Origin of the sequence: Ventrimonas faecis (assembly GCF_040096075.1) — a bacterium.
Taxonomy (GTDB): Bacteria; Bacillota; Clostridia; order Lachnospirales; family Lachnospiraceae; genus Brotaphodocola; species Brotaphodocola faecis.
In genome coordinates this window covers 1-24,274 of the sequence record NZ_JBBMFJ010000031.1, presented here as the reverse complement: position 1 = coordinate 24,274, position 24,274 = coordinate 1, and the positions used below count along the sequence as shown (strand labels likewise).

Annotated in this window: 19 protein-coding genes and 1 tRNA gene; 5 read left to right on the top strand and 15 right to left on the bottom strand. The window is 49.7% G+C overall.

Annotation, left to right across the window (positions count from 1 at the left end; translation table 11 throughout):
- The 3 genes from WMO41_RS13230 to rlmD all read right to left on the bottom strand — a co-directional run bounded on the left by WMO41_RS13230 (position 1) and on the right by rlmD (position 2,995).
- Entirely contained in the window at positions 1-219 is a 219-nt protein-coding gene (locus tag WMO41_RS13230) for a helix-turn-helix domain-containing protein (RefSeq protein ID WP_349230160.1), read from the bottom strand.
- Between the two features lie 126 nt (positions 220-345).
- On the bottom strand, positions 346-1,368 hold the full coding sequence (locus WMO41_RS13225; protein WP_349230159.1) for a hypothetical protein: 1,023 nt from the start codon (positions 1,366-1,368) through the stop codon (positions 346-348).
- 79 nt (positions 1,369-1,447) lie between these two features.
- Positions 1,448-2,995 (bottom strand): 23S rRNA (uracil(1939)-C(5))-methyltransferase RlmD, encoded by a 1,548-nt coding sequence (gene rlmD / locus WMO41_RS13220; protein WP_349230158.1) that lies wholly within the window; start codon positions 2,993-2,995, stop codon positions 1,448-1,450.
- A gap of 155 nt (positions 2,996-3,150) precedes the next feature.
- On the opposite strand from rlmD, the gene WMO41_RS13215 reads away from it, so the two are divergent.
- The gene (locus WMO41_RS13215) at positions 3,151-3,771 is read left to right on the top strand and encodes a prolyl-tRNA synthetase associated domain-containing protein (protein WP_494338471.1); all 621 of its coding nucleotides are present in this window, start codon (positions 3,151-3,153) and stop codon (positions 3,769-3,771) included.
- Positions 3,772-3,864: 93 nt separating this feature from the next.
- Here WMO41_RS13215 and WMO41_RS13210 read toward each other — a convergent pair whose 3' ends face one another.
- The 7 genes from WMO41_RS13210 to WMO41_RS13180 form a co-directional block, all read right to left on the bottom strand.
- Positions 3,865-5,661 (bottom strand): aminopeptidase P family protein, encoded by a 1,797-nt coding sequence (locus WMO41_RS13210; RefSeq protein ID WP_349230157.1) that lies wholly within the window; start codon positions 5,659-5,661, stop codon positions 3,865-3,867.
- Positions 5,662-5,671: 10 nt separating this feature from the next.
- Complete coding sequence (gene lpdA / locus WMO41_RS13205; protein ID WP_349230156.1) at positions 5,672-7,096, bottom strand: dihydrolipoyl dehydrogenase; 1,425 nt, start codon at positions 7,094-7,096, stop codon at positions 5,672-5,674.
- A gap of 76 nt (positions 7,097-7,172) precedes the next feature.
- Positions 7,173-7,952, bottom strand: coding sequence for a Cof-type HAD-IIB family hydrolase (locus WMO41_RS13200; RefSeq protein ID WP_349230155.1), 780 nt, complete (start codon positions 7,950-7,952; stop codon positions 7,173-7,175).
- A 164-nt stretch (positions 7,953-8,116) separates the two neighbouring features.
- Positions 8,117-8,190 (bottom strand) — tRNA-Pro (locus WMO41_RS13195).
- 81 nt (positions 8,191-8,271) lie between these two features.
- Complete coding sequence (locus WMO41_RS13190; RefSeq protein ID WP_349230154.1) at positions 8,272-9,102, bottom strand: PRD domain-containing protein; 831 nt, start codon at positions 9,100-9,102, stop codon at positions 8,272-8,274.
- 108 nt (positions 9,103-9,210) lie between these two features.
- Positions 9,211-11,409 (bottom strand): PTS sugar transporter subunit IIABC, encoded by a 2,199-nt coding sequence (locus WMO41_RS13185; protein WP_349230153.1) that lies wholly within the window; start codon positions 11,407-11,409, stop codon positions 9,211-9,213.
- Between the two features lie 318 nt (positions 11,410-11,727).
- Positions 11,728-11,979: a hypothetical protein gene (locus WMO41_RS13180; RefSeq protein ID WP_349230152.1), complete on the bottom strand. Its 252-nt coding sequence runs from the start codon at positions 11,977-11,979 to the stop codon at positions 11,728-11,730.
- A 217-nt stretch (positions 11,980-12,196) separates the two neighbouring features.
- On the opposite strand from WMO41_RS13180, the gene WMO41_RS13175 reads away from it, so the two are divergent.
- From WMO41_RS13175 to WMO41_RS13165, 3 genes are read left to right on the top strand one after another with little or no spacing between them, the layout of a single operon-like run.
- A complete protein-coding gene (locus WMO41_RS13175) occupies positions 12,197-12,547 on the top strand; it encodes a spore coat associated protein CotJA (RefSeq protein WP_349230151.1) in 351 nt (116 codons plus the stop codon).
- The gene (locus WMO41_RS13170; RefSeq protein ID WP_349230150.1) at positions 12,544-12,801 is read left to right on the top strand and encodes a spore coat protein CotJB; all 258 of its coding nucleotides are present in this window, start codon (positions 12,544-12,546) and stop codon (positions 12,799-12,801) included. Before WMO41_RS13175 ends, WMO41_RS13170 begins: the two co-directional genes overlap by 4 nt.
- A complete protein-coding gene (locus tag WMO41_RS13165) occupies positions 12,801-13,427 on the top strand; it encodes a manganese catalase family protein (protein WP_349230149.1) in 627 nt (208 codons plus the stop codon). The genes WMO41_RS13170 and WMO41_RS13165 overlap by 1 nt, the downstream gene beginning before the upstream one ends.
- A 53-nt stretch (positions 13,428-13,480) precedes the next feature.
- On the opposite strand, the gene WMO41_RS13160 is transcribed toward WMO41_RS13165, so the two are convergent.
- From WMO41_RS13160 to ileS, 5 genes are all read right to left on the bottom strand, one after another.
- Positions 13,481-13,891: a CBS domain-containing protein gene (locus tag WMO41_RS13160; RefSeq protein ID WP_349230148.1), complete on the bottom strand. Its 411-nt coding sequence runs from the start codon at positions 13,889-13,891 to the stop codon at positions 13,481-13,483.
- A gap of 191 nt (positions 13,892-14,082) precedes the next feature.
- Entirely contained in the window at positions 14,083-14,940 is an 858-nt protein-coding gene (locus tag WMO41_RS13155; protein WP_349230147.1) for a peptidoglycan DD-metalloendopeptidase family protein, read from the bottom strand.
- A 41-nt stretch (positions 14,941-14,981) separates the two neighbouring features.
- Positions 14,982-16,283, bottom strand: coding sequence for a SpoIID/LytB domain-containing protein (locus WMO41_RS13150; RefSeq protein ID WP_349230146.1), 1,302 nt, complete (start codon positions 16,281-16,283; stop codon positions 14,982-14,984).
- 118 nt (positions 16,284-16,401) lie between these two features.
- Positions 16,402-18,858 carry a glycogen/starch/alpha-glucan phosphorylase gene (locus tag WMO41_RS13145; RefSeq protein ID WP_349230175.1) on the bottom strand — a complete coding sequence of 819 codons (2,457 nt, stop codon included), beginning with the start codon at positions 18,856-18,858 and terminating at the stop codon, positions 16,402-16,404.
- Between the two features lie 86 nt (positions 18,859-18,944).
- Entirely contained in the window at positions 18,945-22,136 is a 3,192-nt protein-coding gene (gene ileS / locus WMO41_RS13140) for an isoleucine--tRNA ligase (protein WP_349230145.1), read from the bottom strand.
- Between the two features lie 577 nt (positions 22,137-22,713).
- Between ileS and WMO41_RS13135 the strand changes: the two genes are divergently transcribed.
- Entirely contained in the window at positions 22,714-24,174 is a 1,461-nt protein-coding gene (locus WMO41_RS13135; protein WP_349230144.1) for a nicotinate phosphoribosyltransferase, read from the top strand.
- Positions 24,175-24,274: the final 100 nt, after the last annotated feature.

Below are 24,274 nucleotides of genomic sequence, written 5' to 3'. Positions count from 1 at the left end.
TCACACTTCTCCTTCACCGTTACTGTTTAATGCAATTATATAATTCATTTTTTCCATAATATCACCAACATCATAACTCAAAGTAATACATATTTTTTCCAAAACGTCCATGGTTACCTTGTCATTCTTTCCTGATTTAGCAAGAACATTTGTGCTGATTTTCGAGTTAAAACGCAAATCTTTCTTTATATCCCTATCAACAAGTAACTTCCAAATCACTCTATAACTAATAGACATTTTCACCCCATATTTCTAGCACAACTTATGATTAATGTTTATAAGGCTATCACAAATAATCTTAAAAATCAATAATAAATTGTTGCTTTCAAATTCCCCCTGTACACTCTAATCAATAGTTGCTATTATTCGATTTTTTAATCTTTCCGGAATTTCCTCTTCTGTTTTCCAAATAATTGTATTCTTCTGTGCTATGTCAAAATGTAATTTCACATCTTTTTTGCATAATTGAATCACAGGCTTTCCTAAACCCATCGCATACCCTTCTTCAGAATACGCTCCATTATTTTGATGCGATAAATCCGCTACAATAAATTTACTATCTTTTATATATTTTAATAACTCTGGTGTTATAAAATCATTATGTTCCACTTCATCAATAAAAATTGCCACATAACCAGCTAATGTTATACCTTGGCGTATCATTTCTCTCAGTTTTTGAGTATCCTCTCCAAATTTCATAGCAACTAAAACCTTTTTGCCATCCACCATATTCTTTTGAATAGAATCGATTCTGTCATAACCCTCCGGTGACAATGTAACGGGTCTCTCGTTTTCTCCCCCTGCCCATGACTGTGGTGATAAAATATAATTTCTACTAACTAAAAAGTTTAATATATAATTCTGCTGTGCTTGTATTTCAGTGTCTGTTCTTTTTGCGCAATTTCCATCTTTATAATCATACCTATCAACAAAAAAGCAACTAATCATTTCTTCTTTTGATAATTTTACATATTCCCCCATATGCATAATACGAGAATTTAAATAAAGCAAAATATTATCCACTTTTTCTGAAAAAGTTTTCGGATACCAATTTTCTACATTTTCATTTTCCAATCTGACTGGATGTCCATATGTAACATCTCCATGTCTAAACTTTATATTATACTCATCACAGCGTTCTTTACTCATAGTAGTAAAATATCTGTATTCGTTCATACTTTCCTTAAATCCATTATACAGTAGATATGAACTCAAATGATTCAAATTGAATTTTTCTAATTCTGTCAATCGTACATAATACTCATATCTACCACAAATCGGACATGAATAAAAAAATTTGACAGGATCCATTGATTGTTGAATATATGCTTTAGCTCCGCACACAGGACATGTTCCGTAATTTTCCATTTTTCCTCCCAAGCACCTTCATTTTTATGAAAAACATTCTTTCTCAATTTTCTTAAAACCACAAAAACCTTTAACCTTATCAGACTTTCCTCTCCAAACAACAAATCACTTCACAATGTCCCGTTTCCGGAAACATATCCACCGGCCAGGCCCCTTCAGCCTGATACCCCATCTTCTTAAACACGCCCAGGTCTCTTGCCAGTGTATCAGGACCGCAGGACACATAGATCACGGTTTTTGCTTTCACTGCTGCCACGGCCTTAATAAACGCCTCAGTGCTTCCGGCTCTTGGCGGGTCCATAAGGACGACGTCTACAGTGTCGCCGGATTCAGCCATCTGCATCATGAATTCGGTAGCGTCATTGCAGTAGAAGCGGATGTTTTTGACTTCGTTGCACTTGGCATTCTGGACGGCATCGCGGACAGCATCGGCGTTCAGTTCTACACCGATGACTTCTTTGGCTTTGGACGCGGCGATGATGCCGATGGTGCCGATTCCGCAGTAGGCGTCCAGCACGCGCTCGTTGCCGGTCAGGCCGGCCAGTTCGATGGCTTTGCCGTACAGGTACTCAGTCTGGACTGGGTTGACCTGGTAGAAGGATTTCGGGGAGATGCGGAATTTGCAGCCGCACAGTTCATCTTCAATGTAGCCTTTGCCGAACAGAACATGTTCTTTATCCCCCAGTACCATGCTGGTGCCGCGATTGTTGATGTTCTGGACAATGGTAGTAATCTCCGGGTGTTTCTGGCGCAGGGCTTTGACAAAGTTGTTCTTGGACGGGAATACCGGGGATGCGGTAACCAGCACGACCATGATCTGGCCGCTGGTGAAGCCACGGCGAACCAGCACGTGGCGCAGCAGGCCGTAGCCGGTATCTTCATCGTAGGTGCGGATCTTGAAGGATTTCAGCATACCGCGGATGGTGCCGATGATCTCGTCTGCTTTCTGGTCTTCGATCATGCAGGTTTCCACCGGAACGATGTTGTGGGTTTTCTCTTCGTAAACGCCGGAGATGGCTTCGCCTTTGCGGTAGCCGAATACGGCGTGCACCTTGTTGCGATAATGGAAGGGATCGTCCATGCCTTTGATACCGTGCACTTTGCAGTAATTTCCAAGAAGCTTCTGCATCTGGCTCTGTTTCATCTGAAGCTGTTCTGCGTATGGCATGTCCAGATACTGGCATCCGCCGCAGCGGTGCGCCACCGGGCACAGACCTTTCTTCTTTGGTGCCTTTTTCTCTTCTGCTGCAGACTGAAGTTTTCCTGATTTCGGGGAATCGCCAAATCCACGCTTCGGTTCTGATTTTTTGCCGAAGTTCATAGTATCCTTACGGGCAGATTTTCCGAAACTCTTCTGCACAGACTTTCCATCTGCTTTTCCGAATTTTTCAACTTTTCCACAAGCAAAATCCCGCGCTGATTTCTGATCTGCATCCTTGCCATCTTTCTTCCTAGCCCGGCTCCAAGCCTCTTTCTGGTCTGTTTTCTGCTCAGAAGATTTTCCGGCCTTTTTCACCTGCTTCTCTCCAACCCACTCTTCAAATTTATCGTCCAGACTCCGTCCCTGCTTTCCGGCAGCCGGTTTCTTCTTCCAATTTTCTTTTCTTACATTTCTATCCTGTTTCACAGTATTCAAGCCCCTTGTCTTTTTCTTTAAAATATTTATAATATAATGATACCAGGGTTCCAAAGTCAAAATCTGACGCAAGCTTGCTTGCAGGAAGATTTCTGACCTCGGAACCCGCCAAAAAATACGATTACATACCTTCAGGAGGAACCCTTATGTCCCATACATCCGATAACAACACACAAGCCGGTGCGTTACACACCGGCGAGGATTCTTTTTATATGGATCCGGTTCTCTACACCGGGCGTCCGACGGACTGCTCCGGGCGGCTGGAGAAGGAGATCCGCACCTATGACCTGTTAGATGAGCTCCAGATTCCTTACTGGCGGCTGGATCACGATGCCACCGCCACCATTGACGCCTGCCATGACGTGGATGTCCGGCTGGACATTGAGATCTGCAAGAACCTGTTCCTCTGCAATGCCCAGAAAACCGATTTTTACATGCTCATGATGCCGGGTCACAAGAAGTTTAAGACGGCGAAGCTTTCCAAACAGATTGGAAGCGCCCGCCTTTCCTTTGCAAGCTCGGAATTCATGGAGGAATTTCTGGATATCACGCCGGGTTCTGTCAGCGTGCTGGGGCTGATGAATGACAAGAATAACCGTGTGCGGCTGCTCATCGACCAGGATGTGATCGACCACCACACCTTTGTGGGCTGTCATCCATGCATCAACACCTCCAGCTTAAAGCTTTACACGAAGGACATTCTGGAGAAGTTTCTCCCGGCAGTCCATCATGAATATACGATCGTCAATCTTCCATGGGAAGACTGATCTGATTCCATGTCAGAACTGCAGATAAATGGCCAAATCCGATGTCCGGACTGCCTGCGCACAGTTTCTGCCATGGAACCAGTTACTCATTTCTTATTTACTCAGCGGTCTGGTGACTTCTTTCAGCCAGGCCGCTTCTTCTGCGTCCAGATGCGGCGCGATCTTTTCGTATACCTGTGCGTGGTACTCGTTGAGCCATGCCAGATCCTGCTCTTCCATCAAAGACACATCCACCGGTTCCAGGTCGATCGGCACATAGGTCAGATATTCAAAGCTTAAGAACTGGCCATAGTCGGTCTTTTCATCTTTCTTGCAATAAATCAGATTCTCTGTACGGATGCCATGGCTGCCTTCAATATAGATTCCCGGCTCATCGGAACATACCATACCCGGCATAAACGGCGTGTTTTCCTGACGCTCCGGAACCACACGGTAACGGATGCCGATCGGTCGCTCATGTACATTTAACAGATAACCCACGCCATGACCGGTTCCATGATTAAAATCCAGTCCGCGCTTCCAGAACGGCTCTCTCGCTGCATAGTCCAAGCTCAGTCCGCTGCAGCCTTCCAGGAATTTCACATGGCCCAGGCGCAGCATGCTCATCAGAACCAGGGTGTAATGCTCTTTTTCCTCATCGGTCACCGGTCCCAGGGCGATGGTACGGGTGATGTCGGTGGTTCCCTCGTAATACTGGCCGCCGGAATCTACCAGGTACAGGCCTCTTGCCTGCAGGCTCGCGCAATGCTCTGGCACGGCATGATAATGGCACAGCGCCGCATTTTCCCCATATGCAGAGATTGTGTTGAAGCTGATATCCAGTGCTCCATGCTCCCGGCGCATCTGGTCAAGACGGTCAGCCACGCTGCACTCATCCATCGGGATCTTGCCGATGTTTTTCTTCAGCCAGTAAATGTATTTTGTCATGACCACGCCATCGGTGATGTGAGCCTTCTTCATATTTTCAATCTCGGTCGCATTTTTCTGAGTCTTGGCATATACAGTCGGATTCATCTGATCGATGATCTGATTCTGCGCCTGCACGCTCTCATAAATGGCAAAGTTCACGCGGCTCTTCTCCAGAAGCACGGTATGGTCTTTTAGCTCCTTCACATCCGCGTAAATGTCATTGTACGGACGGATGGACACGCCCAGAGATTCCAGGTAAGCACGCACCTCATCCGAAATCACCTGCGGATTCACATAGAAATACAGGTTCTCCCCGGTTACCATCAGGTAAGACAACACCACCGGATTGCACGGAATGTCGTTGCCACGGATATTGAACAGCCAGACAATATCGTCCAGCGTGGTGATGATATGCACATCCGCGTAAGCCTTCTTCATGGCTTCGCGCAGGTTTTTAATCTTCTCAGCAGCGGCCTGTCCTGCGTATTTTTCTTCCAGGATCCATACCGGCTCTGCGGAAAGCTCCGGGCGGTTTTCCCAGATTTCGCCGATCAGGTCATGCTCGGAACAGATGGATGCCTGCTTCCGGGAAAGACGCTCCTGTAAGCTTTCTCCGGTCTTGCTGTTGATGACACGGCCATCAAAGCCAAGCACACCCTGCTCCGGCATGTGGTCTGCCAGGTACTGCTCCACGGTTGGAACTCCCGGCTGGCCCATTTTCATAAGTTCTACGCCGCTGTCCTTCAGCTCTGCTGCCGCCTGCACGAAATAGCGGCCATCGGTCCACAGACCGGCCCAGTCCTTCATGATCAAGGAAATACCCGCAGAACCGGTAAATCCGGTGATGTACTTTCTGCATGCAAAATGCTCCCCCACATACTCCGACTCATGGAAATCTGCTGTCGGCACCAGATAGGCATCCATATGATAAGTCTCCATCAGTCTGCGGAGACGCGCAATTCTCTCTGTAATTTCGTTCATGTTATTATCCTCACTTTTCATTCTGACGCATGGCATCCTCAATAGCTGCCGCAATGCCTTCACTGTAGGTTGGATGAGCACGCATCGCCAGGGAAAGCTGCTCGGCAGTCAGTCCGTTTGCAATGGCCGTAGCCATTTCTCCGATCATGTCCGTGGCGCGTGGGCACATCATTTGCGCCCCCACAATGGTATTGGAATATGCCTCAAAGATCAGGCGGATAAAGCCGTGCTCCTCCCTGGCAATGATGGATTTGCCGTTCTCTCCCATATCGTAAACGCCGCAGCGCACTTTCATGCCAAGTTCTCCGGCCTTCGCCTCCGTGAGGCCAACCGTAGCAATCTCCGGCTCGGTATAGATGCAGCTCGGCACGATCGGCAGAGAGACAAACATGCCGTTTGGCACTGCCTCCAGACGGATGGTATGCGGCTTTCCCGCCAGATTTTCAATGACGTAGGTTGCCTGCGCCATAGCCACATGGGCCAGTTGTGTTTTTGCAGAAACATCTCCAATCGCATAGATTCCCGGTTCGCTAGTCTCAAAGTCCGCATTTACCACCGGTCTTCCATGCTCCATCTGCAGGCTCATATCCTCTCCAAGAAGACCTTCCGTGTAAGGCGTTCGTCCCACGGCTACCACGACCTGATTGGTCTTGATCTGGGTCGTCTCATCGGTCAGCAGATGGCGCACGGTACATACCAGACCTTCCTCCCGCTGGATTTCCTCTACCATAGCATTGCAGTAAACAGTAATGCCCTTCTTGACGAGCTGTTCCTTTAATGCTTCGGAGACCTCCTCATCCATCGGACCTAACAGATGCGGTCCTTTCTCTACAATGGTCACCTTAGAGCAGAGTGCCTGAAAAATGGTAGCAAACTCTACACCGATGACACCGCCGCCCATAATCACAATGCGGTCATAATTCCAGGTGGGCACTGCCAGCAGACGGTCACTGTTGATAACGCCCGGCAGATTGATGCCGGGAATGTTCGGCATGATCGGCTTCGCACCGGTAGCGATAATGATATTCTTTGCCCGGAGATATTCCTTGCCGTTCTCTCCCACCACTTCGATGGTCTTTTCCCGGCGGATAGTCGCCTTTCCTTTGATAAAAGTAATGTTATTTTTATCAAACAGCTTCTGGATCTCGCCCCGGTAACGGCGCACAGAACGCTTCTTGTAATCCTGCATTTTTGCGAAATCGAAGGAGATAAAATCGGTAGAGACACCGAATTCATCCCCGTGCTGCATCATGGAAAAAATGTTGGACGCGTGCAGCAGCGCCTTGGTGGGAATGCAGCCCCGGTTGATGCAGATGCCGCCCAGCTTGTTCTCATCCACCACGGCCACCTTCATGCCGAAGGATGCGCCTTTGATGGCCGCCGTGTAGCCGCCCGGCCCTGCTCCGATAATCACCAGATCATAATATGTTGCCATAAATTTGTATTCCTTTCGTTCTGTCACGATTTTTTTCTGTCATTGTACCTGCGCAGCAATTTGCAGCCGCACCTGCCTAAAACAGATGCAGCTCTTCGCAAGCCTTATAAACTCCGTCCTCGCCAATGGGCGCGGTAACGTAATCCGCTGCCTCCTTCAGCTGCGGATGCCCATTGCCCATAGCCACGCCGATGCCTGCGGTAGTCACGATCTCATAATCATTCATACTGTCGCCAAAGGCGATCGTGTTCTTCAGCGGGATATTCCAGGCTTTGCAGAGGCGTTTGAGGCCTTCTGCTTTGGAGGCGTCCTTTTCTATGATATCGGCCCCTTCCCGGCTGGAAAACAGCGGAAGCTTCAGCATAGGGAATGCCGCCTCCACTTCTTTCGCTCCAGGCTCCCGGCCAATGTAGGCCAGCGTGCGCACCGGCATGTCCAGAAGCTTCCACGGGTCGCGAAATTTCCGGTCCGACATCTGCCAGCGCACCATGTCGTGGCGGGTCACGCACCACGGATTGACGAAATAATCGATATCTCCCACGGTCATCCCGATGGCGTAATCCTTTCCTTCCGCGAAATGCAACAGTTCTTCTACCAGTTCCCGCTTCATACAATGTTCATAGATCAGCTCCGGGCCGATGGTAATCTTGTTGCCATTTAAATGAATGATGGCATCCGGCTTCACCTCATCTGCCAGGCCCTCGCTGAACTTGGCATCCATATCGCGGCCAGTAGCGATCACGATATAGTAATTTTTGCGAAGCAGATCCAGCGCTTTGATGGCGCTGTCCGGGATCTTATAATCTGCATGGTTCAGCAGTGTCATGTCCATGTCAAAGCTGACGATTCCCTTCATAAATAACTCTCCGTTTTCCTTCTGTAATCGCGGCTGCGAGCAATCCGCCAGCCGCCGGTAATTCTAGTATCCATGATAACAAAGTACGGGGGGACTGTAAAGTATAAAAAAAGCACGGGCCACCGTTCCTGCGTGGTTTTCCGTGCTTGAATTCTATCAGTTAATCGGGGCAACAGGATTTGAACCTGCGACCTCTCGGCCCCCAGCCGAGCGCGCTACCAAGCTACGCCATACCCCGATCGAACTATAATAGTATAGCAAAAATATATGGACTTGAAAAGTGTTTTCCGAAATTTTTTACGTTTTTGTGTTTTTGCATTTATGTTTCAGATTCTCCCCCAGTTACCCGCCTGATATGAATCGCAAGAAATCCGGTTTCTTCTTTCGCAAGAACCAGCCTCAGCTCCTGTTCCAGTTTTTTCAAAATCTGCTCAGCCAGCGCGTATTCGAATGGGAACTGCTCTTTTGCGTATGCTTCCAGATCAAGATCCGTGCATTCTCCCTTTCTGGCCCGGGCCAGCATATAGCGGACATGACTCATCAGCCGGTTGTAACCGAGAGAGCCATAAGGAAGCTTCTTTCCGGTTCCTTCCTCAATCATGGTCATGCAGACACCTACCAGACGGGCTGTTTCCAGGGAATCCGCCACATTCTCCTGCGCCAGTCCGGCGTGGATATGCAGGGCAATGAAGCCTGCTTCATCCTCCCCAAGGACGGTTCCCGTCATCTTTTTTAAGATTTCGCATCCTTTTCTGGCTGCTTCGTACTCATCTCCAAATAAGGCTGCAATATCATGCTGAAACGGATTGGGAATTTCTTTCTTCTCTCTGGCCCGTGCTGCTGCCATAGCAATGTGATCTGCCATTGGGATCAGAATATCATGCTGCAGTGGTCCCATCGCCGCTTCTGCCATCTCTATGATTTTTCCGGCTGCTTCAATATAAATCGGATCTATGCCATTTACGCAGGTCAATGCAGATGTTTTTTCGCTCACAAGCTCATAACGGCGTCCCTTAGGAAGTTCTGCCATCCGCTCTCCCATACGATGTCCGAAGCCGACCCCGTTTCCCAGAAGAATCTGCTCCTGACCGTTGGCATCATCCAGCACCAGAATCCCGTTATTGTTCAATACTTTGATTACCCGATACATAAAAAATACCTCCTGCATCTTATGCCTGTCCTGTTATTATACACGACAACCTTAGGATGCAGGAAGTACTTTTTGTTTCGTATGATAAATACTCCCTAAGTTTTTATCTTACTTGCAGATCTGTCCGATCGGATCCAGCCGTTTTACCTGCTTTTCTCCCTCTAAGCTTAAGCTTTCTCCTTCCGTCAGTCCTGTAAAAATAACGATGCAGGCATCGCTCACTGCGTGTTCCCGGATATAGGCCGGGTCAAATTCCATGAGCTTATCTCCCTTTTTGATTTTCTGTCCATCGCTTACAAATACGGTAAAACCCTCCCCATTCAGTTTCACAGTGTCTACACCGATATGGAGCAGATATTCCATACCATCCGCTGCTTTCAGGCCAATCGCATGTTTGCTCGGAAATACAAACATGACTTCACCATCTTCCGGTGCCGCAACGATTCCATCTTCCGGCATAACCAGGTAGCCATCGCCCATCGCTTTGCTGGCAAAAGCCTCATCCGGTGCCTCCGTAATCGGCTTTAATACGCCCTGGAACGGAGAGTAAAGTTTATGGACGTTTTCTGCGATGTTCTTGCTCTCTGCCAGATTCACAGATGCTTCGGTTTCCGCAGTCACTTTGGTGCCCATATTCTCTACACCATCTGTAGCTTCTGCGGTATCCTCCTCATGTTCCTCTGCCAGATAAGCTTCCAGCTCGGATTTGATCACAGTCACCTGCGGTCCGTAAATAATCTGGATTCCCTGCCCTTTTACGATAACGCCTACCGCGCCGGTCGACTTCAACAGCTTTTCATCAACCAGCGACGAGTCTGTGATAGAGCAGCGGAGCCGTGTCGCGCAGCAGTCCACGGAAGTGATATTGTTTCTTCCTCCCATACCCATTACAATGGCTGCACTCCGGCTGTCTTTCCTGTTTTCTGCCTGGCTGCAGCTTTCTCCCTCTTTCGCTTCAGTCCTGCGGGCATTCACATCAGCCTTCGTGTAGAGCTTCGTCTCCTCGTCATCGTCCTCACGTCCCGGTGTTTTCAAATCAAATTTTTTAATCAGAAAACTAAACAAAAAGTAATACAGAAGGAAATACACAATTCCTGCCGGAATGATGCGAAGCCAGCTGGTTTTCGCATTGCCCTGAAGCACACCGAAAATCACCAGATCCAGAAGACCACCGGAAAATGTAAGGCCCACTGCAATGTTCAAAATATGCGCAACCATATAGGCACTTCCGGCCAGAATCACCTGAACCGCAAACAGCATTGGTGCTACAAACAGGAAAGAGAACTCAATTGGTTCTGTGATACCGGTAAACATGCAGGCCAGCGCCGCACTTAAAAGCAGACCTCCTGCTGCCTTTTTCTTTTCCGGTTTTGCGCACCGGTACATGGCCAGCGCCGCACCAGGAAGTCCAAAAATCATAAAAATAAACTCACCGGAAAAATACCGGGTAGCATCCGCGCTGAAATGCGTCACATCTGACGAAGCCAGCTGCGCAAAGAAAATGTTCTGGCCGCCCTGAATCAGATTTCCATCCACCATCATGGTGCCGCCTACCGCAGTCTGCCAGAAAGGCATATAAAACACATGATGCAGACCGAACGGGATCAGCGCACGCTTAATGATACCAAAAATCAGGGTTCCGAAATAACCGGTTCCTGTAACCAGACCCCCCAGCGCGAAAATGCCATTCTGGACAGCCGGCCAGATAAAGTACATCAGAATACCGATACCAACGTAAGTAACGGTAGAAATAATCGGTACAAAACGGGAGCCGCCAAAAAATGACAGCGCGTTTGGCAGTTCAATCTTATAAAACCGGTTGTGGAGTGCTGCCACACCAAGTCCCACAAGAATACCGCCAAATACACCCATCTGCAAGGTCTGAATACCGCAGACGCTGGCAATGGTTCCCTCAAGTACATCCGGCGCAATTGTTCCGTCCGCTAAGACTTTTCCTGCCAATAAAAGCACTGCGTTGATTGATGCATGCATCACAAAAAAAGAAATCATAGCCGAAAGTGCCGCAACCTCTTTTTCCGCCTTCGCCATGCCAATGGCAACACCCACCGCAAAGATGATCGGCAGATTATCAAAAATGACGTTTCCGGCCTTGCTCATGATCATAAGCAGTGCATGCAGGACGGTTCCATTACCAAGAATCCCCTGTAAGCCATAGGTTGCAATGGTAGTCTCATTGGTGAAGGAACTTCCAATCCCCAGCAGGAGGCCAGCAACCGGAAGCACCGCAATCGGAAGCATGAAGCTGCGTCCTACTCGCTGAAGCACCCCAAAAATCTTGTCTTTCATGTTCTTTCTCCTTTTTTTCTGAGTATTCGGGTGTGTCTTTCTGACAGTTTTCACATCTCCCGAAAATTCTTCCTGCAAACGCACAAACGTCTTTCCATTTTACGTATTTCACCTGTGCAGAAAAGAAACCCGCTCCTATCAGCATACCCAAAACAGTCCGTTTCAGTCGCTTCTCGGAAGTGTAGTTTTATTTGGAAAATGAAAAAGGCATCAACCAAAAGGACATCTCTTCGATGCCCTTTCGGTTAATGCCTGCTTTACCAGTAACACGCCCAAATCTCGATTGTGTTATTAGTATAGTATGGAATGACAGATCTGTCAACTATTTACGACGCACATCAGTGGCATCGAAATTTCCCATAACTCAGCTGCATCCGCACCCGGAATTGCAGCCATCTCCCGGCCGCCCCGGACCTCCAGGTCCACCCGGTCTGCGGTCATCGTCCCGTCCTTCCCGGAATCCATCGCGGAAGCCGGCATCATATCCTTCACGGAATCCGTTACGGAATGCTTCCCGGTTATTCCGGTTCCATCCGCAGGAACCGCCCCATCCCCAGTTATTCCATCCACAACCGCTGCAGTTATTGCCGCAGCCGCCACAATTGTTACCACAACCATTCCAGCTACACATATCGAAATCTCCTTTTTTGCTGTTTGTACTGTATCTTATGAGCAAATGCAGACAAGGGTGACAACCCTGCTTTCTGTCATATGATAGATTCCAATGCACCGCTGTTTCTGCTTTCACATAAGATGATACTAGAAACTCTGGAAAGGATTTATGATCATGGATTATTCCAATAACCGGTGCGGCTGTATGCAGAGACCACATCTGCCCGAACCGCCGCATACCAATACAGGGAACTCCTGCGGGTCTGTGAACCAGCGTATGTCAGGCAATTCAGGTGGATGCTCAGACAATCGTCCGACAGCCAGTTCCTGCGGATGGGCGGCCCAGCGTCCCCTGCAGCCGGATCGAGAAAATACACAAAGAGACTGCTTAAGTGACATGTCCATTGCCATGGCTTATGTCCCCATGCAGCGCTGGAACCAGGTGTATGATATGAGCCGCGGACTTACCCGGGGAACCATTTTCCCGGAACTGGATCTGCCGTTCGTGATAGGGAGGTGCCGATGATGTGTGGATGCGATGACAAACTCCTGCAGGCTGTATATGAAACCGGATTTGCCCTGGATGAGGCAACCTTGTATCTCGACACTCATCCAAACTGCCCGATAGCCATGCAGTATTTTCAGAATGCCCGGCGCATGAACCGCCAGGCCATGAAAGCGTATGAAGAAGTAGATGGACCACTCCAGGTTGCTGATGCCGATTCCAATAACTGGAACTGGATCAACGGCCCATGGCCCTGGGAAGGAGGAATGCGCTGATGTGGAGGTATGAAAAACGATTGCAGTATCCGGTAAAGATTTCACAGCCGAATCCGAAGATGGCGCAGTTTATCATGAGTCAGTATGGTGGTCCCGACGGCGAGATGGGTGCGGCCATGCGCTATTTATCCCAGAGATATGCTATGCCTTATGACGTAGCAAAAGCTTCTCTGACCGATATCGGAACCGAGGAACTGGCGCATTTGGAGATTGTGGCAGCCATCGTTCACCAGCTTACTCGCAACCTGACTCCACAGGAAATCGAAGATTCTGGTTTTGGCCCTTATTATATTGACCACACCACCGGAATCTGGCCTCAGGCAGCAGGCGGTGTTCCGTTTAATGCCTGTGAGTTCCAGTCTAAGGGTGACCCGATTACAGATTTATTTGAAGACCTCGCTGCAGAACAGAAAGCCCGGAGCACTTACGACAACATCCTTCGCGTCGTAAAAGATCCGGAAGTCTGCGATCCGATCCGGTATCTGCGGGCAAGGGAAGTCGTGCATTTCCAGCGTTTTGGAGAGACCCTGCGGCATGTGCAGGATCAGCTGAACAGCAAGAATTTCTATGCCTTTAACCCAGCGTTTGATCCAGGCCGGAGAACGAAAAATTCTGGGAATAGTTAATATCTTGGTATAAAATAAAACCGGGCAGCCCATTTGGATCTGCCCGGAATTTTTTAATTTTCCTTTTCCAGTTTCGAATAACAGTATTTGATAATATCTTTTCTCGTAATGATCCCGATAAAGAACCCCCGGTCATCCACCACCGGCACGAAGTTCTGGTTCAGAGACCGGTCAATCATGTCTTCCATTTTAGATTCGGCTGTGACCGGTTTATAGTCTGCGCGCCGCGGAATTGATGCGATGGGCGCGTTTTCTGCTTCTTTGAAGTTCATCTGGTATTCTTCCCGGATTCCCCAGAGCAGGTCTCCTTCCGTAATGGTTCCGACGTAGGTGCCGTCTTTGGAGAGCAGCGGGATGGTGGAATAGCGGAAGCCTTCCATCTTGTCCAGTGCCTGACGCACCGTGTCATCTTCGTAAATGTGAGCTACCTCGCTCTTTGGAGTCAGAAAAAACAGGATATTCATAGTTCACCTCAAATTGTATTTTTCGCAGCACTGCGGCCCGGCGAATGGATCAGGCGCAGCTGCCTTTCATCTTATGCCAAAAGCATACCATACAATTTCGACCATTCTATGAACAAATTCTAAATTCTTTCGAAACCCCTGGAGTGGAACAATTTCAACACTCCCATAATACTGCTCTACCGGCTGTAATCCTATTCCAGGTAATCCAGCGGATCTACCGTTTTTTCTCCGTGGCGCATTTCCAGAAAGACATTGCTTCCCTCAATGGTATAATATTTGGTTGGTTCTGCCACATAACCCAGGAGCTGTCCTGCTTCCAGGTACTCTCCCTGCACGGCGGTAATCTCTTTTAACTGCCCGCAGGTTACCGTGTAATCATTTCCCAGGTCGAGAACCACATAGTCCCCAATTTCCTCGTTGTTTCCTGCTTCCAGTACCCTTGCGGCAGCCGGAGCATACACCGGGGTGCTGACCTCGCTCTGGATGACCAGGCCTGGATTGCATTTGTACTGTTCCAGGGTCGGGAAATAGATGGTGGAATCCATGCTGTAATCCAGCAGGACATTGCCTCTTGCCGGCCACAGCATCTTGCTGGTATCGACAAAATTTAATACCAGCGCGGTGGCGGCACTTCCGCCTGCACCGGCCTCTTTCACAGCCGGATCTGCCCCGTCATCCTTTGTACCATTTGCTGCAAGTCCGGTATTCTGTCCGTTTCCGGTCTCCGGCCCTGCCTCCTCTGCAATGTGTCCCTGTTCTGCTGCTGCGTTGTCCTGATTAGACGCAGCTTCAGCCAGAACCTGTTCCTCCTGTGTGATTTCGGATCCGGAATTCTCCGCATTGGAATTTCCTGCAACCGGCGCCTGATCTTTTGCTTCCTCTGCAAAATATTCATCCTGCCCCTGCATATCCACATATGGTTTCTGTTCCTGTCCGTTTCCTCTTCGAATCGTAACGACGCCTGCTGCGGCAACCATAGTCAGCAGGCCCAGCACCAACATGACCAGGAATAATTTATCCCGGAACATCTGATTCATTTTTTCTTTCACCGTTTATCACCTCGGTAGTAGTTTTGCCAAAGTGCTTTTTCTTATTCAGTCACCAGTGAAATATTTTTATAATAATAGTTTAAAATGTCGGAATAGCTCCAGCCCTCCTCTGCCATGGCCTGGGCGCCGTTCTGGCTGAGGCCGTAACCATGGCCGCGTCCTTTCACTGTCACCGTGATGGTTCCCGATGTTCTGGTGCTGATGGTAAAACAGGCGGAGGGCAGATTCAGCGCGTACTGCACATCATCTCCTGTGTAGGTGCGCGGGCCAATCTTAATCTGCAGCACATACCCGGCATCATCCCGCTTTACAATCTGGATTTCCGAGGAAATACGGTCTGGATCCAACGCAGGAGCGTCACTCAAATTTTTGATGCGCTGTACGAATTCCGACGGACTGAAAGAAACTTCCGACACTCCGGCCCCAGTCTCCTTTACTGCCACGGTTCCCGTTTCGGTTTCCGACTCGTTTCCCTGCTGCAATTCCTGTGATTTTCCGTTTTCATTGCTTCCCATGACATCCCACTTACTTTCCACCGACTGCAGATACGGATAATCTGCCTCCCCGGTGCGTGTCCGTCCGGCGCTGCGCTCATGAAACAACGGCAAAATATAGCGGCCTTCATATTTCATCACCGTTCCTGCCGTGGCGTCTGCCGCCTGCTTACATTGCTCCAGACGCTTTGCCAGTTCTTCCTTCTGGTGCACGGTCAGTGTTTTTCCTGCCTGTGCCGTATAGTCCCCCAGATAGTCGAGATCCAGTTCTTCCTCCTGTATCTCCTCCCGCTCGCCCATCTGGCGGTATATGTAGGTGCGGGCAATGACTGCCTGGCACTTCAGTGCTTCCATTCCCATCTCCGGCCCGGTCTGGCAGACCATGACGCCCGGAAGGTAATCCTCCACCAAAAGGTAGGTGCGGACACCGTAGCGCTCCAGAATGACGCGGCGGGAGCGCGCTTTCGCAGCAGAGTCTGGCCTCGCCTGATTCGCCTGCTGCTGATCCGCCACGTTTGAGTCTGGCCCCATCTGATTTACCTGCTGCCCCGGCACATTTGAGTCTGGCACAGATTCTCCATCCCCCTGATCCGCACTGTGGGAATTGCCGTTCCACCCACCTGTTTTCCCACTGCTCTGGCTGTCACCATTCAGACTCCAGTCTGCCACCTGTCCGGACACACTTCGTTCCATTCCTGCCTGACCATCCGATATAGTTTCTCCACTCACAACATTTCCATTTTCTCCCAAAGAACGTTCCCCAGCCTGTCCTGCCGCACGCATGCAGAACAGCGAAAACATCCAGGACACCACAAACACCACCGCAAACACAATCCCGATTTTGCGCATAAAAAATCCCTCCGTCAGTTTAATCTACGGAGGGATTTCTTATTTTATTCCTGAGATTTTTTCATGCATCCATGACAGGCTTTTCCTGTACTTGTGTGCATTTGGTTCAGGCAGTCTTTTACAGCTCTACCTTCACCTTATCCAGATGCCAGATATCTCTTACGTACTCTTCAATGGTACGGTCGGAACTGAACTTGCCGCTGCATGCGGTGTTGAGCATAGCTGCCTTTGCCCACCACTGCTCGTCGCGGTATGCCTCATCTACACGCTTCTGCGCGTCTGCGTACATCCGGAAGTCTTTCAGGATGAAGTAGGTATCTGCGCGGTCGCTACTTAAGGTGTTCAGCAGAGAGTTGTAGATATCACGGAACAGTTCCGGATCATATGGTGCGTAGTAGCCGTTGATGAGCTGCATCAGCACACGGCGGATATCCTGGTCGTTGTTGAAGATCTGCATCGGATCGTAGCTGTGGTCATGCTCCATGCGGATGATGTCGTCGGAGGAAGTACCGAAGATAAACGCATTCTCTGCGCCAACCTCTTCTACGATCTCCACGTTTGCGCCGTCCATGGTTCCCACGGTCAGAGCACCGTTTAACATGAACTTCATGTTGCCGGTACCGGATGCCTCTTTACTTGCGGTAGAGATCTGCTCGCTGACATCGGCTGCCGCGAAGATGATTTCAGCGTTGGATACGCGGTAATCCTCAATGAAGACAACCTTCAGCTTGCCGTTGATGGACTTATCGTTGTTGATGACATCTGCAACGGAGTTGATCAGCTTGATCGTCAGTTTCGCGCGCTTATATCCCGCTGCTGCCTTAGCACCGAAGATGAAGGTTCTCGGAACCATATCCAGGTTCGGGTTATCTTTCAGCTGGTTGTACAGATACATCACATGCAGAATGTTCATAAGCTGGCGTTTGTACTCGTGCAGTCTCTTAACCTGAACATCGAAGATGGAACGCGGATCAACATCAATGCCGTTGTGCTCCTTGATGTATTTTGCCAGACGCACCTTATTCTGATATTTGATATTCATGAATTCGTGCTGGCACTTCTCATCGTCCACATACAGCTTTAATTTGCTGATAGCGGAAAGGTCGGTGATCCACTCATCCCCGATCTTGTCGGTGATCCAGTCTGCCAGAAGCGGGTTTGCGTGAAGCAGGAAACGTCTCTGGGTAATACCGTTGGTCTTGTTGTTGAACTTCTGCGGCATCATCTCGTAGAAGTCTTTTAACTCCTGCTTCTCCAGGATCTCGGTGTGCAGTCTTGCTACGCCGTTGACAGAGAAGCTGCCTGCGATGGCCATGTGAGCCATCTTGACCTGACCGTCGTAAATGATTGCCATCTTCGCGATCTTCTCCTGGTTGCCCGGATATTTCTGCTGGATCTCAATGATGAAGCGGCGGTTGATCTCCTCGACGATCTGGTAGATACGCGGAAGCAGTCTGGAGAACAGCTCGATCGGCCATTTTTCCAGTGCCTCAGCCATGATGGTGTGGTTGGTGTAAGCACAGGTCTTGGTGGTAACATCCCACGCCTCTTCCCAGGTTAAGTTGTAGTCATCCAGAAGGATTCGCATGAGTTCTGCAACGGCTACGGTCGGATGGGTATCGTTTAACTGGAATGCGTTCTTCTCGTAGAACTTGCGGATGTCATCATGCTTCTCCATGTATTTGCTTACCGCACGCTGTACACTTGCGGAAATGAAGAAGTACTGCTGTTTTAAGCGCAGCTCTTTACCTGCATAGTGGTTGTCGTTCGGGTAAAGCACGTCACAGATGGTCTTAGCTAGGTTCTCCTGCTCCACGGCCTTCTGATAATCACCTTTATCGAAGGAATCCAGGTTGAAGGTGTTGATCGGCTGTGCGTCCCAGATACGCAGAGTGTTGACTACGTTGTTGCCGTAGCCCACGATCGGCAGGTCATACGGAACCGCCATAACAGACTGATAGCCTTCCTGTACGAAATGCTCTCTGCCGTTCTCCCATACGGTGCGCACATAGCCGCCGAATCTGACCTCGGTTGCGTACTCGGAGCGGCGTACCTCAAACGGGTTGCCGTCCTTTAACCAGTTATCCGGCACCTCGACCTGATAACCGTTTTCGATTTTCTGTTTGAACATGCCATAGTGGTAACGGATGCCGCAGCCGTATGCCGGGTATCCAAGGGTTGCAAGAGAATCCAGGAAGCATGCTGCAAGACGTCCCAGACCGCCGTTTCCAAGGGCCGCATCCGGCTCCTGGTCCTCGATCACATTTAAGTCAAAGCCGAGCTCATCGAGAGCCTCCCGGACTTCCTGTCTTGCACGAATGTTGATGATATTGTTGCCCAGCGCGCGTCCCATTAAGAACTCCATGGAAAGATAGTAAACGGTCTTTACATCCTTCTTCTCGTATTCCTTGTGGGTTGCGATCCACTCGTCAATGATGACATCTTTTACCGCGTAAGCGACTGCCTGGAACACCTGGTTCGGGGTAGCCTCATCGATGGTGCGGCGGTACAGATTCTTTACATTATCGACCACGCTCTTTTTAAATGTTTCTTTGTCAAACCCTTTGTTTGCCATTACTGTCATACTGGATCTCCTCTCCTCAGTTACGATCTCCCAGAAGAGGCCCCGTATTGCGAGGCCCCGGGTGTATCTTTACACGCTTATTTCTGGCAGCTGCCGTCTGTTGCTTTCTCAACACCCAACATTCCGGTCTCACCGTTAATATTCCACTCTTTTGCGTATCCACTCATCTGTCCAAGGAAAATGTGATCGGCAAGTACTTCGCCTTTCATGGTGTCTGCGTATTTCTTTAAGATATCAGCGATCTTGTCGTTGTTATCCTGATATACATTAATATGATCGGTAACCTCAAAACCTGCTTCTTTTCGCATGGTCTGGATCTTACTTACGACCTCGCGGACGAAGCCCTCTTCCAGAAGCTCCGGAGTCAGGTGGGTATCCAGGGCTACGGTTACGTAGTTGTCACCCTCGGATACATAGCCCTCGGTCTGGGCCATCTCGATCAGCAGGTCATCTTCGGTCAGAACTACCAGCTCGCCGCCGAAGTCAAACTTCAGTGCGCCCTCTGCCTTCAAGGTATCCATAGCGGCATTGCCGTCGATCTCGGACAGAGCCTTGCGGATGTTGCCCAGCTGCTTGCCGTATTTCGGTCCGACGGTCTTAAGCTGCGGCTTGAAGCTGTAGGAGGTGAAGTTTCTGACATCGTCTACGAACTCAACGCTCTTGACATTTAACTCATCCTCGATGATCTCTACATAGAAATCGGACAGCTTGTTTTCTGCCTTGACGTACATCTTGCCGATCGGCTGACGGTTCTTGATGTTTGCGGTATTTCTTGCCGCACGGCCGAATACAACGATCTTTAAGACTTCATCCATGTCGGACTCCAGCTGCTTGTCGATGCAGTTCTCATCGACTGCCGGGAAGTCGCACAGATGGATGCTCTCCGGAGCGGTCTTGTCGATGCTTCTTACCAGGTTCTGGTAGATGTCCTCGGTCATGAACGGGATCATCGGAGCTGCTGCCTTGGATACGGTTACCAGGGCGGTGTACAGAGTCATGTAAGCGTTGATCTTATCCTGCTCCATGCCCTTTGCCCAGAAACGCTCACGGCTTCTTCTTACATACCAGTTACTCATGTCATCCACGAAATCCTGAAGGGCTCTTGCAGCCTCCGGGATGCGGTAGTTGGACAGGTTGTCATCCACATCCTTGACCATGGAGTTTAACTTGGAAAGCAGCCACTTATCCATAACCGGAAGCTTGCTGTAATCCAGGGTGTATTTGGTTGCGTCGAAGTTATCGATGTTTGCATACAGTACAAAGAAGGCGTAAGTGTTCCACAGGGTACCCATGAACTTTCTCTGCCCTTCCTGTACGGCTTTGCCGTGGAAACGGTTCGGCAGCCACGGTGCGCTGTTGATGTAGAAATACCAGCGGATCGCATCTGCGCCGTAGGTCTCCAGAGCATCGAACGGATCCACCGCGTTGCCCTTGGACTTACTCATCTTCTGGCCGTTCTCATCCTGTACATGACCCAGAACGATAACGTTCTTGTACGGAGCTTTGTTAAAGATCAGGGTGGAGATAGCCAGCAGGGAGTAAAACCAGCCACGGGTCTGATCTACCGCCTCGGAAATGAAATCTGCCGGGAACTGCTTCTCAAAGAGTTCCTTATTCTCAAACGGATAATGATGCTGTGCGAACGGCATGGAACCGGAATCGAACCAGCAGTCGATAACCTCCGGTACACGGTGCATCTGCTTGCCGCACTGCGGGCAGGTGATGGTGACATCATCGATGAACGGACGATGCAGCTCTACCTCTCCGTTGGCCTCTTTGTCCATCTCTTTTGCGTATTTCTTTACGACGTCCGCATAGTTCGGACTCATGGATTTTAACTCTGCCTGGCTTCCGATAGAATGCTGGCAGCCGCACTCACACTCCCAGATATTAAGCGGGGTGCCCCAGTAACGGTTACGGCTTACGCCCCAGTCCTGAACATTCTCCAGCCAGTCACCGAAACGGCCCTTACCGATGCTCTCCGGGATCCAGTTGATGGTGTTGTTGTTGCGGATTAAGTCATCCTTCACAGCGGTCATCTTGATGAACCAGGACTCTCTTGCGTAGTAAATTAACGGGGTGTCACATCTCCAGCAGTGCGGATAGCTGTGCTCGAAATTCGGTGCGGAGAATAACAGGCCCTTCTCATCCAGTGCCTTTAATACCAGCGGATCGGCTTTCTTTACGAATACGCCCTCCCAAGGAGTCTCCTTGGTCATCTCACCCTTGGCGTCTACTAACTGTACGAACGGCAGGTCGTATTTTCTTCCGACCTTGGAGTCGTCCTCACCGAATGCCGGAGCGATGTGTACCACGCCGGTACCATCGGTCAGGGTTACGTAGGTATCGCAGACAACGTAGAATGCTTTCTTTTTCTGCTTCTCACAGATTGCTACTGCGCAGTCAAACAGCGGCTCGTACTCTTTGTACTCCAGGTCTTTGCCCTTATAACTCTCCAGGACTGTATACTCACCTTCCAGGACCGTATCACAAAGTGCTTCTGCCAGGTAATAGGTGTAATCACCGTTCTGTACCTTAACATAGGTCTCGTTCGGGTTTACGCAGAGTGCTACGTTGGACGGCAGGGTCCAAGGGGTGGTGGTCCATGCCAGGATGTAAGCATCTTCGCCTTTTACTTTGAATCGCGCGATAGCGGAACGCTCTTTGACATCTTTATATCCCTGAGCTACCTCGTGGGAGGAAAGCGGGGTGCCGCAGCGCGGGCAGTAAGGAACGATCTTGAAGCCCTTGTACAGGAGTCCCTTCTCCCAGATCTGCTTCAATGCCCACCACTCGGACTCGATGAAGTCATTGTGATAGGTAACATACGGATTGTCCATGTCGGCCCAGAAACCAACGGTGCCGGAGAATTTCTCCCACATGCCTTTGTATTTCCAGACGCTCTCTTTACAATGCTCGATGAACGGCTCCAGACCATACTGCTCGATCTGCTCCTTGCCATCCAGGCCAAGCATCTTCTCTACCTCCAGCTCTACCGGAAGTCCGTGGGTATCCCAGCCTGCCTTACGCGGAACCATGCAGCCTTTCATGGTGCGGTAACGCGGAATCATGTCTTTGATGACACGGGTCAGTACGTGGCCGATATGAGGCTTGCCGTTTGCGGTTGGCGGGCCATCGTAGAAGGTGTAGGTCGGACCCTCTTTGCGGGAATCCATGCTCTTCTGGAAGATGTGCTCATCATCCCAGAACTTTTCAATTTTTTTCTCTCGCTCTACAAAATTCATATTTGTAGGTACTTTCTCATACATGCTTTTCTTTGCCTCCAATCTTTGACGCATGCAGCGGGACATCTTGTGTTTGGGTATCAATGAAGAATCCAGCTTGCCGGATTCTGGCGCCGCAGCAGGACTGCCGAGACGATCCATTGATATAAAAAAAGCCGCTTCCTGCAAACAGGAAACGACACTTCTTGCCACTTTTGACCACCTATTACTGCATACAAACATATGAGTTCCAACTAACGGTGGAATGCCGGCGGGGCCTACTGAAACCGTTTGTAAATTTGTTCAGCCTGCGGCTCGGGAGTGATCTTCGACTGCTGCCTTACTTGCACCGGGCTTCCACCGCCCCCGGCTCGCTCCTGCATCTCGCAAATTTTTGCGTCCTGCCTTTACGTTCTTTGCAGCGCTACTGTCTCCGTCATAGCCTTTTTGATATTACATTCTTTCTCATTATATTAATTTGACTGAGAATTGTCAAGGTTTCTATAGGTGGTCTATTTGTTAAGTTTATATCAGGTGCATTGTTTTTTGCGAAAACTGATGGTATACTACTATTGTTTTACACAATTTTAACAATAATCCCATAACCAGAAGGAGAACCGGCATGAGTGAACGTAACCTGACCCTGCTCACAGACTTTTACGAGCTGACCATGATGCAGGGCTATTTTAAAGAAAAAGATGCAAATGAAACTGTTATTTTCGACGCGTTTTACAGAAACAACCCGGTAGGCTCCGGCTATTCGATCTGCGCTGGCTTAGACCAGGTGATCGATTACGTAAAGAACCTGCATTTTGATGACGATGACGTCGACTACTTACGCACCACCGGCATGTTCGAGGAAGATTTCCTCGACTATCTCCGCCATTTCCATTTCAGCGGTGATATTTACGCCATCCCGGAAGGCAGTGTCATCTTCCCGAGAGAACCCCTTGTAAAGATCATTGCTCCGATCATGGAGGCGCAGCTTATTGAGACTGCACTTTTAAATATCATCAACCACCAGTCCCTGATTGCCACCAAGGCAGCCCGCGTGGTTTACGCAGCCCAGGGCGATGGTGTTATGGAGTTTGGCCTGCGCCGCGCCCAGGGTCCGGACGCCGGTATCTACGGTGCCCGCGCTGCCATGATTGCCGGATGTATCGGTACTTCCAACGTGCTCTGCGGCAAGATGTTTGACGTTCCGGTCAAAGGCACCCACGCCCACAGCTGGATCATGAGCTTCCCGGATGAGCTGACCGCATTCCGCACCTACGCAAAGCTGTATCCGAATGCCTGCATCCTTCTGGTTGATACTTACGATACCTTAAACTCCGGTATTCCGAACGCCATCAAGGTCTTTAAAGAAATGCGCGAAGCCGGCATTCCGCTTACCTTCTACGGAATCCGCTTAGACAGCGGCGACCTGGCTTACCTGTCCAAGAAAGCCAAGAAGATGCTGGACGCTGCCGGATTCCCGGATGCAGTCATCTCCGCTTCCAATGACCTGGATGAGACCCTGATTTCTTCCCTGAAGCTGCAGGGCGCCACCATCAACTCCTGGGGCGTTGGCACCAACCTGATTACCTCCAAGGACTGCCCGTCCTTCGGCGGCGTGTACAAGCTGGCTGCAATCCAGGATAAAGCAACCGGAAAATTCATTCCGAAGATCAAACTGTCCGAGAACGCAGAAAAGATCACCAATCCTGGCAACAAGACCATCCGCCGTATTTACGATAAGGAAAACGGCAAGATCATCGCAGACCTGATCTGCCTGGTCGATGAGGAGTACGACACCAACAAATCTCTCCTGCTCTTCGACCCGAAGGAAACCTGGAAAAAGACCCACCTCGCACCGGGAACCTACACCATGCGCGAGATGATGATCCCGGTATTCTTAAAGGGAGAATGTGTTTACGAGTCCCCGAGGGTGATGGATATCCAGAAATACTGCAAGAGCGAGCTTGCAACGCTCTGGGAAGAGTCCCTGCGACTGGAGTTCCCGCACAGAGTGCATGTGGATCTGTCCAAGCCGCTGTGGGATATGAAGAATGAACTGCTGGACAGCTATCACTATCACGAATAAAAAAATTGCAAAACCTAATAAAAGTCCGAAGTTCCGGGGCGGTCATACAAAACCGCAGACACTGAGTGGAATTTTGTACTTCGTGCGCTCCGCCGCCTAT

Excerpts from the sequence above, each read along its gene's own strand:
- ileS (WP_349230145.1), bottom strand. The coding sequence starts at position 22,136 with ATGTATGAGAAAGTACCTACAAATATGAATTTTGTAGAGCGAGAGAAA.
- WMO41_RS13190 (WP_349230154.1), bottom strand. The coding sequence starts at position 9,102 with ATGTATCGGGTAATCAAAGTATTGAACAATAACGGGATTCTGGTGCTG.
- WMO41_RS13135 (WP_349230144.1), top strand. The coding sequence starts at position 22,714 with ATGAGTGAACGTAACCTGACCCTGCTCACAGACTTTTACGAGCTGACC.
- WMO41_RS13170 (WP_349230150.1), top strand. The coding sequence starts at position 12,544 with ATGATGTGTGGATGCGATGACAAACTCCTGCAGGCTGTATATGAAACC.
- lpdA (WP_349230156.1), bottom strand. The coding sequence starts at position 7,096 with ATGGCAACATATTATGATCTGGTGATTATCGGAGCAGGGCCGGGCGGC.
- WMO41_RS13210 (WP_349230157.1), bottom strand. The coding sequence starts at position 5,661 with ATGAACGAAATTACAGAGAGAATTGCGCGTCTCCGCAGACTGATGGAG.
- WMO41_RS13200 (WP_349230155.1), bottom strand. The coding sequence starts at position 7,952 with ATGAAGGGAATCGTCAGCTTTGACATGGACATGACACTGCTGAACCAT.
- WMO41_RS13165 (WP_349230149.1), top strand. The coding sequence starts at position 12,801 with ATGTGGAGGTATGAAAAACGATTGCAGTATCCGGTAAAGATTTCACAG.
- WMO41_RS13175 (WP_349230151.1), top strand. The coding sequence starts at position 12,197 with ATGGATTATTCCAATAACCGGTGCGGCTGTATGCAGAGACCACATCTG.
- WMO41_RS13225 (WP_349230159.1), bottom strand. The coding sequence starts at position 1,368 with ATGGAAAATTACGGAACATGTCCTGTGTGCGGAGCTAAAGCATATATT.
- WMO41_RS13160 (WP_349230148.1), bottom strand. The coding sequence starts at position 13,891 with ATGAATATCCTGTTTTTTCTGACTCCAAAGAGCGAGGTAGCTCACATT.
- WMO41_RS13185 (WP_349230153.1), bottom strand. The coding sequence starts at position 11,409 with ATGAAAGACAAGATTTTTGGGGTGCTTCAGCGAGTAGGACGCAGCTTC.
- WMO41_RS13145 (WP_349230175.1), bottom strand. The coding sequence starts at position 18,858 with ATGGCAAACAAAGGGTTTGACAAAGAAACATTTAAAAAGAGCGTGGTC.
- WMO41_RS13150 (WP_349230146.1), bottom strand. The coding sequence starts at position 16,283 with ATGCGCAAAATCGGGATTGTGTTTGCGGTGGTGTTTGTGGTGTCCTGG.
- WMO41_RS13215 (WP_494338471.1), top strand. The coding sequence starts at position 3,151 with ATGTCCCATACATCCGATAACAACACACAAGCCGGTGCGTTACACACC.